This window comes from Lacisediminihabitans changchengi (genome assembly GCF_016634425.1).
GTDB lineage: Bacteria > Actinomycetota > Actinomycetes > Actinomycetales > Microbacteriaceae > Lacisediminihabitans > Lacisediminihabitans changchengi.
Genome location: NZ_JAEPES010000001.1, coordinates 228,425 through 243,353 on the forward strand (window position 1 = coordinate 228,425; position 14,929 = coordinate 243,353).

At 67.6% G+C, this 14,929-nt stretch carries 13 protein-coding genes and 1 pseudogene; 5 read left to right on the forward strand and 9 right to left on the reverse strand.

Annotated features, from left to right (window positions below):
• Window position 1: 1 nt before the first annotated feature.
• The 6 genes from IV501_RS01115 to IV501_RS01140 form a co-directional block, all read right to left on the reverse strand.
• The gene (locus tag IV501_RS01115) at window positions 2–934 is read right to left on the reverse strand and encodes an ABC transporter permease (RefSeq protein WP_200554575.1); all 933 of its coding nucleotides are present in this window, start codon (window positions 932–934) and stop codon (window positions 2–4) included.
• A gap of 48 nt (window positions 935–982) precedes the next feature.
• Window positions 983–1,999, reverse strand: a complete 1,017-nt coding sequence (locus IV501_RS01120) for an ABC transporter permease (protein ID WP_200554576.1) — start codon at window positions 1,997–1,999, stop codon at window positions 983–985.
• An 81-nt stretch (window positions 2,000–2,080) separates the two neighbouring features.
• Window positions 2,081–3,664, reverse strand: coding sequence for an ABC transporter substrate-binding protein (locus IV501_RS01125; RefSeq protein WP_200554577.1), 1,584 nt, complete (start codon window positions 3,662–3,664; stop codon window positions 2,081–2,083).
• A gap of 163 nt (window positions 3,665–3,827) precedes the next feature.
• Window positions 3,828–4,253 carry a nuclear transport factor 2 family protein gene (locus IV501_RS01130; protein WP_200554578.1) on the reverse strand — a complete coding sequence of 142 codons (426 nt, stop codon included), beginning with the start codon at window positions 4,251–4,253 and terminating at the stop codon, window positions 3,828–3,830.
• Between the two features lie 123 nt (window positions 4,254–4,376).
• Window positions 4,377–4,925, reverse strand: a complete 549-nt coding sequence (locus tag IV501_RS01135; RefSeq protein ID WP_200554579.1) for an Lrp/AsnC family transcriptional regulator — start codon at window positions 4,923–4,925, stop codon at window positions 4,377–4,379.
• A gap of 112 nt (window positions 4,926–5,037) precedes the next feature.
• Window positions 5,038–6,216, reverse strand: coding sequence for a pyridoxal phosphate-dependent aminotransferase (locus IV501_RS01140; RefSeq protein WP_200554580.1), 1,179 nt, complete (start codon window positions 6,214–6,216; stop codon window positions 5,038–5,040).
• Between the two features lie 179 nt (window positions 6,217–6,395).
• On the opposite strand from IV501_RS01140, the gene IV501_RS01145 reads away from it, so the two are divergent.
• The 3 genes from IV501_RS01145 (at window position 6,396) to IV501_RS01155 (ending at window position 10,968) form a co-directional block, all read left to right on the forward strand.
• The gene (locus tag IV501_RS01145; RefSeq protein WP_200554581.1) at window positions 6,396–7,121 is read left to right on the forward strand and encodes an HpcH/HpaI aldolase family protein; all 726 of its coding nucleotides are present in this window, start codon (window positions 6,396–6,398) and stop codon (window positions 7,119–7,121) included.
• 120 nt (window positions 7,122–7,241) lie between these two features.
• Window positions 7,242–8,219, forward strand: a complete 978-nt coding sequence (gene cofD / locus IV501_RS01150; protein WP_200554582.1) for a 2-phospho-L-lactate transferase — start codon at window positions 7,242–7,244, stop codon at window positions 8,217–8,219.
• A gap of 109 nt (window positions 8,220–8,328) precedes the next feature.
• Complete coding sequence (locus tag IV501_RS01155) at window positions 8,329–10,968, forward strand: bifunctional FO biosynthesis protein CofGH (protein WP_200554583.1); 2,640 nt, start codon at window positions 8,329–8,331, stop codon at window positions 10,966–10,968.
• A 105-nt stretch (window positions 10,969–11,073) separates the two neighbouring features.
• On the opposite strand, the gene cofC is transcribed toward IV501_RS01155, so the two are convergent.
• Genes cofC through IV501_RS01170 form a run of 3 tightly spaced genes read right to left on the reverse strand, consistent with a single transcriptional unit; the run spans window position 11,074 to window position 13,621 of the window.
• Window positions 11,074–11,784 (reverse strand): 2-phospho-L-lactate guanylyltransferase, encoded by a 711-nt coding sequence (gene cofC, locus IV501_RS01160; protein ID WP_200554584.1) that lies wholly within the window; start codon window positions 11,782–11,784, stop codon window positions 11,074–11,076.
• Window positions 11,768–12,523, reverse strand: coding sequence for a coenzyme F420-0:L-glutamate ligase (locus IV501_RS01165; protein WP_234698173.1), 756 nt, complete (start codon window positions 12,521–12,523; stop codon window positions 11,768–11,770). The genes cofC and IV501_RS01165 overlap by 17 nt, the downstream gene beginning before the upstream one ends.
• 51 nt (window positions 12,524–12,574) lie before the next feature.
• Window positions 12,575–13,621: a TIGR03557 family F420-dependent LLM class oxidoreductase gene (locus IV501_RS01170; RefSeq protein WP_200554586.1), complete on the reverse strand. Its 1,047-nt coding sequence runs from the start codon at window positions 13,619–13,621 to the stop codon at window positions 12,575–12,577.
• 455 nt (window positions 13,622–14,076) lie between these two features.
• On the opposite strand from IV501_RS01170, the gene IV501_RS01175 reads away from it, so the two are divergent.
• Together IV501_RS01175 and IV501_RS16050 are read left to right on the forward strand one after the other, a co-directional pair.
• Window positions 14,077–14,343, forward strand: a complete 267-nt coding sequence (locus IV501_RS01175) for a hypothetical protein (RefSeq protein ID WP_200554587.1) — start codon at window positions 14,077–14,079, stop codon at window positions 14,341–14,343.
• A 112-nt stretch (window positions 14,344–14,455) separates the two neighbouring features.
• Window positions 14,456–14,929, forward strand: a pseudogene (locus tag IV501_RS16050) (SRPBCC family protein).

Genomic DNA, 14,929 nt, shown 5'->3' on the forward strand with positions numbered 1-14,929 from the left:
CTCACCGATCCGTCGTGGCGAGGGACTGCGAAGAGCGCGGGTCGAGCCCGTCGCGCAGCACGTCGCCGAGGAAGTTGAAGGCGATCACGACCGAGAAGATCGCGATGCCGGGGAAGACGGCGATCCACCAGTAGTAGAAGACCCTGGCACCGTCGGAGACCATCGCGCCCCACTCCGGCGTCGGAGGGATGGCGCCGAGGCCGAGAAACGACAGGCCGGAGAGCAGCAGCACCGCGCTGCCGAGCTCCAGGGTCGACAGCACCAACATCGGACCCGCCACATTCGGCACGATCTCCCGCCACAGTGCTCGCGCCGACGAGATGCCCAGCAGTCGGGAGGCGGCGAGGAAGTTGCTTCCGCGCAGGGTGAGGACGAGCGATCGCATCACCCGGGCGTACGACGGCCAGGAAACCGCGACGATCGCAAACACCGCATTGAGCAACGACGGGCCGAGGGCAGCGGAGACGGCCATCGCCAGGATGATGCTGGGGAAGGCGAAGAACAGATCGACGATGCGCATCAGCACGCCGTCGACGGCGCCGCCGACATAGCCCGCGATCGCGCCGATCGTGCCGCCGACCAGCAGCGACAGCGCGACAAGCACGACGGCGATCGGCAGGCTGATTCTGGCGCCGTAGATGACGCGGGAGAGAACGTCGCGCCCGACCGCATCCGTTCCGAACAGATGCGCGCCCGACGGCGCGAGAAACCGCGGGGAGGCCTGAGCCAGTGGGTCGAACGGAGCGATGAGCGGCGCGAAGATGGCGACCAGCGCCCAGATGGCGATGATCGCGACGCCAACGTAGGCGAGGGGACGACGCCAGGCGCGCGGCACCCGGAATCGCACGCTCCAGCGATTGCGCTGGCGCTTCGATCCGGGGTGCGCCGGCCCGTCAGGTACCAGCATCGGGTCGGAGACGATGGTGCTGCTCATACAGTGCTCCAGGTCTTCATACAGCTCTCCAGGTCTTGGGCGTCACTGTCATGACGTACGGATCCGGGGGTCGACGAAGCCGTAGAGCACGTCGACGACGAGGTTGACCACGATGAACACGGCGGCAACGAACAGGGTCACTCCGACGATCGCCGGCAGGTCGAGGTTGGTCGCGCTCCGGAAGGCATACTGGCCGATTCCGGGCCAGGCGAAGATCTGCTCCACCAGCACGGTGCCCGCAAGCAGGGAGGCAAAGGCCGTGCCGAGCACGGTGATGATCGGCACCAGCGCGGCGCGCAGCACGTGCTTGCCGATGATGGTGCGCGGCGACAGGCCCTTCGCGTACGCCGAGCGCACGTAGTCGTTGCCGAGCACCTCGAGAATCGACGAGCGGGTGAAGCGCAGTAGCAGTCCGATCATCGGCGCGGAGAGCACCACCGCCGGAAGGATGAGGTGCGAGAGCGCGACGCCGAACGTGGTCCACTGACCGGAGAGCATGGCATCCACCGTATACAGCCCGGTGACGGTCGGCGGCGGAGTGTCGCCGGGGTTCAAACGCCCCGACGACGGGAAGATCCGCAGCTGCGTCGAGAACAGGAACATCGCCACGAGCGACAACCAGAAGATCGGGATGCTGACCCCACCGAGGCTGAACAGGCGCAGCGCCTGGTCGATCGGCCGGTTGGCGCGGAGGGCGGCGACGACCCCGAGACCGATGCCGAAGATGATGGCGAGCAGGGTCGCGGCGATGGCCAGCTCCGCGGATGCCGGGCCGAACTGGGCGAGGTCCGTCGCCACCGAGCGGTGACTCTGCAGCGACTCGCCGAGGTCTCCGCGCAGGAGATTCACGACGTACAGACCGAACTGCACGTAGAGCGGCTGGTCGAGTCCGTGCGCCTTCTTGTACGCGGCGACGATCTCGGGGTCGGCCGAGGCGCGATCGCCGAGCTGCGCGGTGGCCGGGTCGCCCGGCAGCACCGAGGTCAGCGCGAACGTGACGATGATCACGCCGATGCCGAGCAGCAGCGCGGCGCCGATCCGCTTCAGCAGGAATCGCCAGAGCATGCGGTCCTCCGTTGGGGCAAGTGTCGGGCTGTGGTGCTTTCCGGGCGGCCGTGACAACGACCGCCCGGAAAGGTGGTGGGGCTACTTGATGGCGGGGATGTCCAGTCCGTAGACCGGGCTGTACGTCACCGTGCCGACCGTACTGGATGACACGATCGAGGCGGCGGGCTGGAACAGCGGGTTGAAGACCCCGGCCTTGTTGAGGCCCTTCTGCAAATCCTCGTAGAGGGCACCGCGAGCGTCGTTGTCGACAGTGGACGATGCCTTCGTGGCGATGCCCTCGACCGTGGCATCTGACCCCGTGGCCCAGCCGGCGCGCAGACCGACCGTGGCACCCGGGCCGAAGACTAGGTAGTCCGACGGGTCCGGGAAGTCCGGGTTCCAGAGCCAGAGGCCCATCTCCTCGGTGCCGGCACGGTAGCTGTCCAGCGCCGTGCTCACGGGCGAGGGAACCAGCGTCACCGTGATGCCCACCTCCTTGAGGTTGGCCTGGATGCGCTCCGCGATCGGACCGAAGTCGAGACCGGCGACGGTGATGTCGCTGGGGTACTCGAGCTTCACCGTGGGGGCCGAACCGAGGGCTGCGACGGCGGCCTTCGCCTTGGAGACGTCGCGGACTACCGCGTCGCTCTCCTTGAGCGCTCCGAGGAACGAGTTCGGGATGACACCGGCGGCCCGCACTGCGCCGTCACCGGCCAAGTCGAGCAGGGACTTGTAGTCGAGGCCGTAGGTCACCGCCTCGCGGAACTTCGGGTCGGAGGTGATGGTCGAGATCGCCGGGTTGGCGTTCGAGAACAGGAAGAACAGCGTCGGAGACGGGGCGGTAGTGATCTCCACCGAGCTGTTGCCCTTGAGCGAGGCGATCTGGTCAGACCCGAGGTCGAGCGCCACCTGCGCGGTGCCCGAGGTGATGTCCTGGTTCTGGGTCGCCGCGGTGGCGTTGCGCAGCACGACCTTGTCGTACTTGGGCTTGTCGCCCCAGTAGTACTTGTTCGGCACGATCACGGTCTCCGTGGTCGTGTTGAACGTCTTCAGCGCGTACGGGCCGGTTCCCGCCGAGGTCTTGTTGAGGAATTTCTCGGCCTTGTCGGTCTCGTCGGCACCGACAGCGTCGGTACCGCCGTTCTTCGTGACCAGCGCGGAATCCAGGATGCCGAGGGTCGGGCTGGTCACGATCGCCGGGATGGCGGTGTTCGACTTCTCCGAAATGATCTCGACGGTCGTGTCGTCGACCTTCTTCGTGGTGAGGCCGTCCATGAGGAACGAACCGTTGCCCTTGATGTTCGTCACGCGGTTGAGGGAGAAGACCACGTCATCCGCCGTCAGTTTGTCGCCGCTGGAGAACTTGGCGTCTTTGCGCAAGGTGAAGGTGTACTTCGTCGCGTCGGCGTTGCCCTCCCACTTGGTGGCGAGCATCGCGATCGGCGTGGAGCTGTCGCCGTTCTTGAACGTGAGCAGGGTGTCGTAGACGGCGCGGCCGAGGATGTTTCCCGCGGTCTCGAAGTTGCGGGCCGGGTCTGCCGTCTTCAGGTCGAACGACTTGTCGATGACGAGGGTTCCGCCAGACGACTTCTGCGGTGTTGCTGCCCCGCTGCAGGCGCTGAGCAGAAGGGCTGCTCCGACTGCGCCCGCGAGGAGGGCGGTACCACGTGCACGATTTCTCATGGTGGTCCTTTCATGGGATGAGGTGAAGGTAACGTGCGTGCTGCTGGTGCTGTGCTGGTGCTGCTGTGCTGGTGCTGCTGACTGCGTTGCGGGTGCTGCGGTGTTTCCGGCCGGAGCCGGTCCTTCCCTGCCGACGCCCCTGCTGTCGGCGAGGGGCGAGAGCTCAGGGCAGGACGTCTTCGTGGTTGTGCACGTTCAGCCACGCACCGTTGACGCGGCGCCAGACGCCGGTGACGCGCACGCGCTCCGCGGGCAGGCTCGCGTCGCTGAAGGTGACGGTGAGCAGATGGCGGGTGAGCGCGGTATCGCCCCAGATGTCGATCACGGGTTCCGTGGCATCGAGGTCGTCCACCTGCGGTGCGTCGGCGCCGGTCGGGCGGGCTGCGCGGACCTCGTTCAGACCGGTCAGGCCATGAATGAGAGGTTCGTGGGCGGAATCCCACATCGTACCGTCAGCACTGATGTGCCGATCGACCCGGGCGCGGTCTCCGGTGAGAAACCCCTGGTACAGGTCGAGTTGGATCGCCCACAGGTCGGTCGCCTCACCATTGAGCAGCGGGTGGGCGGACGACTGAGTCTTCGAATCCATGACGCCATATAACCGTATAAACGTCACATGCAAGGTTCAATTGTGTTTCGAACGTGTAACTGAATGGCAAAAGTGCTGAAAATCTACTCAATTGCAAGTCCAGAGCAGTTGAGAGGGCCCGAGCTACGGCTCGTCGACGACCGCGGGTCGCGGGGCCAGCATCCGTGCCGCGTAGTCCTCGGTGATGAGGTTGCCGAGGCCGAGCATCGTCTCGATGCGGGCCACGTTGGGAATCTGCCAGACCTGGTCGAGCAGCAGTTCGCGCAGGTGTCGTTGATCGCTGAGTCGGAACCGGGCCAGCAGGTCGTATCGTCCGGCCACGACGGTCAGTTCTTCGAGCTCCGGGATCTCGCGGAAGGCCGCGAGTGTCGGCTCGATATCTCCACCCGATTCCAGGGTGATCGGCATGAACACCACGACGTCGTAGCCGAGACGATCCCAGTCGATGTCGATCGAATACTGGCGGATCACCCCGCTGCGCTCGAGCCGGGCGATCCGCTCGGCAACAGCCGGAGCGGACATGTTGATCTGCCGCGCCAGTGCTCGCTGCGACTGGCGGGAGTCCCTGGCGAGCTCCTGCAGCAGCGCCAGGTCGACCTCGTCGAGCTTCGCCCGCTCCTGCGGTCGCTCGATGGCGCCGGCCAGCACTGCGGTGTGACTCTTCTTGGCCATCGTCTCTCCAATGTCGAGGGGTATGACGTGTCGAGGGGTATGACGTGTCGAGGGGTATGACGCGTGTGTCGAGGGGTTATGACGCATTCTCAGCGACCCAGGTGACGCTCGGTCAGTGTAGTGAATGGCGCTGCACCAGCAGTCCGCCCTGACTCTCGGTGTACCAGTCGAGAAAGCGGCCGAGACCACGCCGAATCGTCTCCGGAGAGCTGGCTAACGACATCCGCAGCTGGTCGGATGCGACGCTGCCGAACGCACTCCCCGGCGCGAACGACACCCCGCGGCCGACCAGCTCGAGTGCCGCATCCCGTGAGCTGACGCCAGGAGCCAACGGCACCATCAGGTAGAACGCGCCGGAGGGGCGGCGCGGACGGATGTCGGCCTCGCTCAACAGCGACAAGGCCAGATCTCTGCGATCCCGGTATGCCGCGCGCATCGTCGCCACGGCATCTTGCGGCCCGGTGAGGGCGGCGAGCGCCGCGGCCTGATTCACCGAGGAGACACAGGAGATGAGCGCCTCTTGGACGTGCCCGACAATGGTCGCCAACCACGCGGGCATCACCAGGTAGCCCACTCGCCAGCCGGTCATCGCGTAGGTCTTGGAGAAGCTGAAGACCGAGACGACGTTGTCGCCGAACTCGTGTGCGCCCGACGGCTCGCCCTCGAAGATGATCTCGTCGTAGACCTCGTCGGAGACCACCATCACCCCGCGCTCGGCCGCGCCCTCGACGATGCGGCGCACCACGGCGCGCGGCAGAACGGCGCCGGTCGGGTTGCCCGGCGAGTTGAGCACCACGATGCGGGTTTTCGGTCCGATCAGCGCGAGCACCTCCTCCGGGTCTGGCACGAAACCGGCCTCAGGGCGCAGCGGGTAGCGCACCGGCTCCGCCCCGCGGATGCGCGTCATCGCCTCGTAGTTGGGCCAGGCAGGGTCGGGCAGCAGCACCTCATCGCCCGGCAGCACCAGCGCCTCGAACACCGCCGCAATGCCCTGCGATCCGCCCTGGCTCACCACGACGCAGCCCGGGTCGATCTCTGCTCCGTAGCGCAGCGCGAGCGAGTCGACCAGGGCGGTGCGCAGCGCCAGCGTGCCGGAACTCTGGGTATAGCGCACATCCCCTCGGGCCGCGACGGCGGCGGCGGCGGCCACGTGGGCAGGGGCCGCGAACCCTGGTTCGCCGATCTCGAGGCGATCGATCTCCACGGGTGACGTGAGCACGAGGTCGAGGATCTCCCGGATTCCCGAGGCTCGCGGGGCTCGCGGGGCGAAGGCTCTGGTGGGGTTGGGCACTGCGTCCTCTTTCTCGACTGTGGTGTGGAACATCATGGCGGGGCGACGATTCCGTCAGGTAACCGCGTGTGAATTCGATGTTACTTAAGGCAGATCGGGTCGATTACTTTTCAAACGTCAAGTCTGACTGTCATCATCGCTATAACCAACCACAACGGCAACCCACCAGGAGGAGTGTCATGTCCCCACAGCGCGGAGCCTGGGCGGTGGCGGGCGAGCCATTTATCGCCGCCCAGCTCACCCGACTCGGATTCGACTGGCTCTGCCTCGATCAGCAGCACGGCCGTTTCGACGATTCCCGAACCGACGCGGTACTCACCCACCGCCGTGACGACGCGGTGCCGGTGTATGTGCGGGTGCGCGCCCTCGACGCCGGACTGATCGGACGCGCGCTCGACGCGGGTGCCGCGGGCGTGATCGTGCCGCTGGTCGAATCGGTCGAGCAGGCCCGCGCAGCGGTCGCGGCCTCCCGCTACCCACCCGTCGGGACTCGCAGCTGGGGTCCGAACCTCGGGGCTCCCGATCGGATGCCTGCCACTGCCACGACCGCCAACTCCGAGATCCAGGTCTGGGTGATGATCGAGACCGCCACGGCGCTGGAGCACGTGGAGGCGATCGCCGCCGTGCCCGGTGTCGACGGGCTGTTCGTGGGCCCGTTCGACCTGGCGATCGCCCTCGGCGTGCAGGTCGACGCCATGATCGCGGATGACTCCCTCACCGCACCACTGCGTCGCATCCTGGCCGCGGCATCCGAGGCCGGCATCTCCGCGGGAGCGTTCGGCGGGGCGCCCGCACGCGGCGCGGTGCTGGCGTCGATGGGCTTCGCGTTCGTCGCGATCGCCACCGACACGGGGTTGCTCGAGCTGGGGTCATCCGCCGCCCTCGCCGCGGTGCCCGCTGATTGAGTAGCCCCGCTGGTTGAGTAGCGCACGCGCTCTGGTGCGTCCGCGTTTCGAAACCCCTCCGCACGTCCGCGCCGTCCGCGCCGTCCTGCGCCGCATCGAACGCCCGTTAGCGTTGACCGGGTGAAAATCACTGTAATTTCCGGCGGCGTCGGCGGCGCCCGGTTCACCCGAGGCCTGCGCGAACACGTCCGACGAGCACTCCCGGGAACGGATGTCCACGGCGCCGATCTCACCGCGATCGTCAACACCGGCGACGACATGTGGCTCACGAGCTTGCGCATCGCGCCCGACCTCGACTCGGTCATGTACACCCTCGCGGGCGAGAACGACGAGGTGCGTGGCTGGGGTCGCATCGGCGAGACCGAGCGCGTCAGTGCAGAACTGCGCGCATACGGCGTCGGCTGGCCGTGGTTCACCCTCGGCGACCTCGACCTCGGCACGCACATCACCCGCAGCCACTATCTGCGCTCCGGCCTGCCGCTCAGCGAGGCGACCAGGCTGATCACCGCTCGCTGGCCGCTCGGCGTCGAGCTGATCCCCGCCACCGACGACGAGGTGGAGACTCACGTGGTCACCGACGCGGGCACCATGCACTTTCAGGAGTGGTGGACCAAGCACCGCGCGGCACTGACCGCCCGTGCGTTTGTGCAGAAGAACGTCGACTCGGCGACGCCGGCCCCCGGGGTGCTCGACGCGATCGCCTCCGCGGATGTCGTGCTGGTGGCGCCCTCGAACCCGGTCGTGTCGGTCGGCACGGTGCTGGGCATCCCGGGTATCCGTGAGGCCTTGGCCGCGACATCCGCCCCCGTCGTCGGTGTCTCGCCGATCATCTCGGGAGCGGTCGTGCGCGGTATGGCGGATGCCTGCCTCAGCGCGATCGGCGTCGAGACCTCGGCGTTCGCGGTGGCCGAGCATTACGGCTCGCGTCGAAACGGAGGCCTGCTCGACGCCTGGCTGGTAAACGAGACGGATGCCGCGTCCCTCCCCGACATCGAGGCGCTGGGCATCCGGGCCGCCGCCGCCCCACTCTGGATGCGCGACGCCGACACCAGCGCCCAGCTCGCCGCCGACGTGCTGGCCCTCGCTACCGCTGGTTGAGTAGGCGGCTCGTTCCTCGCTGCCTACTCAACCGGCGTTGTAGGCTGACTCTCGAATCCGGTTCCACGCCCGGCTATGGGCGGCATCTTCTCAACGAGAGAGCGCCGCTGTGCCCGAAATAGATCTGCCTGCAATCGCCGAACCGTTCATCCCCGCCGCGTCAGCCATCTCCCGGGCGCTGAAACGCGCTGAGACCGGCGTGATCGTCGATGCCACCGAGGCCGAGATCCTGCTGCACGCCCGCGGCGCCGACCTCGACCGGCTGCTGATCGTTGCCTCCCGCATCCGCGACGCGGGTCTCGAGCGCACCGGACGACCTGGCGTGATCACCTACTCCCGCAAGGTCTTCATCCCGGTCACCCACCTCTGCCAGGACCGCTGCCACTACTGCGCCTTCGTCAAAACGCCAGCGCAGCTGAAGCGCGCAGGCAAGGAGATGTTCATGTCTCCCGACGAAATCCTCGAGGTGGCCAGGCAGGGCGCTGCGCTCGGCTGCAAGGAGGTGCTGTTCACCCTCGGTGACCGCCCGGAGGAGCGCTGGCCCGAGGCCGCGGAGTGGCTCGACGCCAACGGCTATGACTCCACACTGCAATACCTCCGCGCGATGGCGATCCGCATCATGGAGGAGACCGGCCTGCTGGTGCACATGAACCCGGGCGTGATGACCTGGGAGGAGATCCAGCGCCTCAAGCCGGTCTCCCCATCGATGGGCATGATGCTCGAGACGACCTCGCGCCGCCTGTTCGAAGAGAAGGGGCAGGCGCACTTCGGGTCTCCGGACAAAGACCCGGACATTCGTCTGCGCGTCATCGAAGACGCCGGTCGCAGCAACGTGCCATTCACCACCGGGCTGCTGCTCGGCATCGGCGAGACCTACGCCGAACGGGTCGACGGGATGTTCGCTATCCGCGCCGCCGCCCGTCGCCACGGGCACATCCAGGAAGTGATCATCCAGAACTTCCGCTCCAAGATGTCCACCGCGATGATGCGCCGGGACGACCTGCCGCTCGAGGAATACATCGCCGCCGTCGCCGTCTCCCGCGTCGTTCTCGGGCCGGGCCTGCGCCTGCAGGCACCGCCGAACCTCACCGACGAGACCGAGCTCGGGATGCTGGTGCGCGCGGGCATCGACGACTGGGGCGGGGTCAGCCCGCTCACGCCCGATCACGTCAACCCGGAGCGTCCATGGCCGAACATCGACGAGCTCGCGCGTCTCACGCTTCTCGCCGGGTATGAGCTGCACGAGCGTCTGACCGTGCACCCGCATTACGTGCGGGCGGAGGAGCCGTGGCTCGACCCGCGCCTCCTGCCCCACGTGCGCGCGCTCGCCGACGAGCGCGGTCTGGCGATCGAGGGCACGCTCCCGGTCGGACTGCCGTGGCAGGAGCCCGACCCCGAGTGGCTCGGCTCCGGTCGCGTCAACCTGCACACCGAGATCGACACCGTCGGGCGAACGGATGACCGGCGCAGCGACTTCGAAGACGTCTACGGCGACTGGTCAGAACTCCGCGAGACCGTCGGGGATACTCGCCGCGTGGCGGGTCATTCGGGCGACCCGGCCGTCGCCGCCGCCCTGGCGAAGGCCGAGACGAACCCGGCCGGGCTCTCCGACGCCGAGTACCTCGTGCTGCTGGGCGCGGAAGGAGGCGACCTCGACGCTCTCGCTGGGTTGGCCGACCGCATCCGTCGAGACGTCGTCGGCGACCGCGTCGGGTACGTGGTCAACCGCAACATCAACTTCACCAACGTCTGTTACACCGGGTGCCGCTTCTGCGCCTTCGCGCAGCGCCGCACCGATGCCGACGCCTTCACGCTCTCGATGAAGCAGGTCGGCGACCGCGTCGACGAGGCCTGGAAGATCGGCGCGACCGAGATCTGCATGCAGGGCGGCATCCACCCGGATCTGCCGGGCACGGCGTATTTCGACCTGGCTCGCCAGGTGAAAGAACGACAGCCGGGCATCCATCTGCACGCGTTCAGCCCGATGGAGATCGTCAACGGCGCGAGCCGCACCGCGATGTCATATCGGGACTTCCTCACGGCCACGAAGGAGGCCGGGCTCGACACGATTCCCGGGACCGCGGCGGAGATTCTCGACGACGAGGTGCGCTGGGTGCTCACCAAGGGCAAGTTGCCAGCTGCCGCGTGGATCGACATCGTCTCGACCGCGCACTCGCTCGGTATCCGCTCGTCGTCGACCATGATGTATGGCCACGTCGATAACCCCTCCCACTGGGTCGGGCACCTGCGCACGCTGTCGAAGATCCAGGATGATACCGGCGGGTTCACCGAGTTCGTGCTGCTGCCGTTCGTTCATATGTCGTCTCCGGTATATCTCGCCGGCGTCGCCCGCCCCGGTCCCACCGCACAGGAGAACCGGGCCGTTCACGCGGTTGCCCGGCTCATGCTGCACGGCCGCATCGACCACATCCAGACGTCGTGGGTGAAGCTCGGCACCGAGGGCACGCAGCTCATGTTGCAGGGCGGGGCGGATGACGTGGGCGGCACCCTGATGGAGGAGACGATCAGTCGCATGGCCGGCGCCGACAATGGGTCAGAGAAGACCGTCGACGAACTGGAGGCGCTGACGGCGGCGATCGGGCGCGAGGCGTATCAGCGCACCACGACCTACGGCGAACCGACCGACGAGCGCCGCGCCGTGGCCCGCGCGCACGCCGCCACCGGTTACGCCTCGACGGGCAAGTCCCTCAAGCTGCTGCCCCTGGAGGTCGCGCAGACCGCCCACTGACTACCCCTGCCGACGGTTGAGTAGCGCACGCGCTCTAGCGCGTCCGCGTATCGAAACCTGCCCGGGCCGGGCCTCGATACGCGTCCTCGCGCGGACGCTCGGGCGCTACTCGACCAGCGAACTGGTGCGGGGGCCGAGCCGGCCCACCAGCGCCTGCAGCTCCTCGCGCGTGTCGACGTCGCGGCGCAGGCCGGAGTCTTCCGCGATCTCCAGCGCCACGTAGCCGACGGCACGATGTGCCTCCGCCGAGCCGACACCGAACGCGGGAGCGTGGCTGGCCCCGTCTGCGGCGGTGATCAGCGTCGTTCCGGTGCCGGCGGCATCCGTCACCATCGCGCGGTCGTGCGCGGCGGCCGCGACCAGCGCTGCATCGAGTTCGGCGGGCGTCATGGCCGGCAGGTCACCGAGGAGAACGGCCACCCCGCGCCCCGGAGCCCCCATCGCCTCGGCGGTCTCCACCCCGAGGGCGATGGCGGCAGCGAGCCCGTCTGGCTCTTCTTCGACCAGCACCAGGGCATCCGTCTCGTCGAAGATCACGGATGCCTCGGCGCTCGTCACCACCAGAACCCCGCTCACGGCGGCCGTCGCCACGGCGGCCTGCACGGTGTCGTAGGCGATCGCGAGCGCGAGCGCGGCGCGGTTGCCGTCGTTGTCGGTGTCGCCGAACCGCGACTTGGCGTCTGGCGTGCCCTTCACCGGGATCACGACTACCCATTCGGTGGTCGGCTGCGGCTCGTGCGTGTCGGGAATCGTCTTCCCGGCCTTGCGAATGCCCGTCGTCGTCGGCAGCCGATCCGCCCTATACGCCTTGACCATGTGATGCCTTTCCTGCCGCGAAGCCCTCCGCATATGCCTCGTCACTGCCGAGGCGGAACATGTCATTCGGCCCGGTACGCGTGAGCACCCGGGCACCGGGCGCCTCGGGGTCGAGCAGGTGGCCCACACCCCGCACGACCGCGACCGGCAGCCCCTCGCTCTTTCCCTTGACCAGGTCGGCAGCGGCCGCGATCTCGTCGCCGACGGCGGGAACGGTGACGTCCAGTCGTCGCCCCTGGGCATCGAGGGTGCCGCGCAGGTCGTCGAGAACGCGGACTCCGCTGGAGCCGATGGCGACATCCGTCTGCCCCTCACGCCAGGCGCGACCGAGAGTATCGGTGATGATCACGCCGAGGCGCACGTTGAAGCGTGCCTCGAGCGCCGCGCGAAGCGCCGCGGCGGAGGCATCGGGATCGAGCGGCAACAGCAGCACCGTACCGACAGGCGTATTAGAGCCGTCGACCCCGGCCGCGGCTCCCACGATGCCTAGCCGGTTTTCGACGATGCGGGTCATTCCGCGGGTGGCGACGACGCGCACGGTCTCGTCGGTGATGGCTTGATCACGATCGTCCGCCTGGACGAATCGCCCCTCAGCCTTCGACACGATCTTGGAGGTCACGGCGAGGATGTCGCCGTCGCGCAGGTCGATCTCCCGCTGCCCGATCACCTCGGCGAGGTCGTCGCCGGTCACGATCTCGGGAATGCCCGGGATAGCCCAGATGGTGAGCGGGGCGGTCAGCACTGGGCTCGCATGGTGTCGATGGTCACGCTCTATTCTCCCGCCCCGCACTCAGTGATTCCGCACCAGCCGTGGCAGCACCTCGCGACCGAACAGCTCGATCCACTCGCGCTGGTTGCGGCCGACATTGTGCAGATAGATGCGATCGAAGCCGAGATCGAGGTAGCGCTGAATGTGCTCGCGGTGCGCCTCGGGATGCTCGGACACGAGCATCCGTCCGTCGAAGTCTTCGGGCCTCACCAAGCGCGCCAACTGCTCGAACTCATACGGTGAGCGGATGTCTGAGCGCGGAAAGCGCATGCCGCCGTTCGGCCATTCCGTGATCGCGTTAGCCATCGCCGCTGCCTGGGTAGGCGCCCAGCTGAGATGCAGCCGTAGCACCTTCAGGCCGCGCCGCGGGTCACGCCCGACCTCGCGCGCGCCCTCGTCGAAGCGCTCGAGCAGGCCGGCGATCTTGTCGATCGGGGCGCCATCGACGATGATCCCGTCAACCGTGCGGCCGGCACGCTTGGCGGTGACGGGGCCGGATGTCGCGATCAAGACGGGCGGCGGAACCGCGGGCATCGTCCACAACCTGGACGTTTCTAGCCTGAAGTAGGTTCCGCTGTGCTTGGTGTCGCGTCCGGAGGCGGAGGCCGCGAACAGCTTGCCGATGATCTCGACGGCCTCGAACATCCGGTTGATCCGCTCGGCGGTCTCCGGCCAGTATGTGCCGGTCACGTGCTCGTCGATCGCCTCACCCGAACCGATGCCCAGCCAGTGCCGGCCCGGGTACATCGCCTCGAGCGTCGCACTGGCCTGGGCGACCATTGCCGGATGCCAGCGGAAGGTGGGCACGGACATCCCGGTTCCGAGATCTCCCGTGGTCGTCTGACCGAGGGCGCCGAGTACGTTCCAGACGAAACTCGCCTCACCCTGCCGCGGCACCCATGGCTGGAAGCGGTCGGCAGCCATCACTCCGGTGAAGCCGTGTGACTCGGCGAGCGCGCTGAGTTCGAGCGCCTCCGTCGGGTGGAATTGCTCGAGCATCGCCGCGTAACCGATATGCACTGCATGATCATGCACTGCGCCGTCGTGGGGAAGCGCTGGCGAGGTCATTCCTCCATTCTGGCGTGGCGCACATTCTGGCGTGGCGCATCGTCGAGTCGGACCGGCCCGAAAAAGTTCTTGCGAATCCGCTGAGAGTGCGGCTACGGTGGTGCCCACGCCAACAGACGAGAGGAGCCAGCGTGTTTTACAACAAGATTTGGGAAATGACCCCAGCCACTGCCGCCGGCCTCGTCGGCGTCTTCTCCGCCTGACCGGTCGGTAGTCCACCACCGGTTCTGACGGTGGTGACGCTCACGAAGCCCGACCCTCGATCGCACGAGATTCTTCTCCGCGTCGACGGGTGACCACCACACGTTCGATCGCGCTTCTCCGCGCTGTCATCTGCACCGGGTTCCCTGGTTCATGGACGCGATCGGCCGTCCCCTCCCGCCGCCACGAGCGGCATCCGTCGGTCATGACGTCGCGCAATCCGCGCGCCGTCGTGTCGTCACGTAAGGAAGATCATGACCAACAGCCTCACGACCCGCCCCGGTCGTACCGTTCACCACGAGCATCTCAACCAACCCGAGCACGTCGTGGTCGTACGCCGTGTGGGCCTGCTCGACCGCGCTGCGCTGCACCTCGGAGTTGCGCTGGTCACGTGGAGCCGCCGGCCGCTCGAACTCGAGACGCGCGAACGACGCGCGAACCGGGCCGAGCAGCACCTGGCCCGCCTCGCTCGCGAGCGCGAGGCCGAGCGCCTGCGCTACCTCTGCGCTGCCCAGCGCTGATGCCGGCGCTGTCGTCGGCGCTCACACCGAACACCCCACCGAACCCCGTCGCCGTGCGGGTCTCCGCAGCCGAGACCCGCACGATGGCGGGGTTCGTGGCTTAATTGACGGCATGACCGAGCGCAACTTCACCATCGCCCGCACTCTCGACGTTGCCCCCGAGCGCGTGTACCAGGCCTGGACCGAGCCCGACCATCTCGGCTGGTTCTTCGCCGAGCCGGAGGCCGAGAACAAGCTCCCCGAGGTCGACCTCCGTGTCGGCGGCGCCTGGCGCCAGCTGATGGTCGTGGACGAGGATGACTCGTACATCACCGGCGGCATCTAGCGCGAAGTTGTCCCGAACGAACGTCTCGTCTTTACCTGGGGGGCCGTAGGCGGCTGGCCCGCCATCGACCCCGACGACCTCGACAACGCCCCTCTCGTCACCATCGAGCTCGCGGATGTCGACGGCCGCACCGAGCTGACCTTGCGTCTTGAACTCCCCGCCTCCCTCACCGACGAGGAGGTCGAGGACGAGCTGGCCACCGGCATGCAGCCCGGCTGGACGGCGACCATCGATCGCCTGGTCGCGGAGCTGAACGGCTGA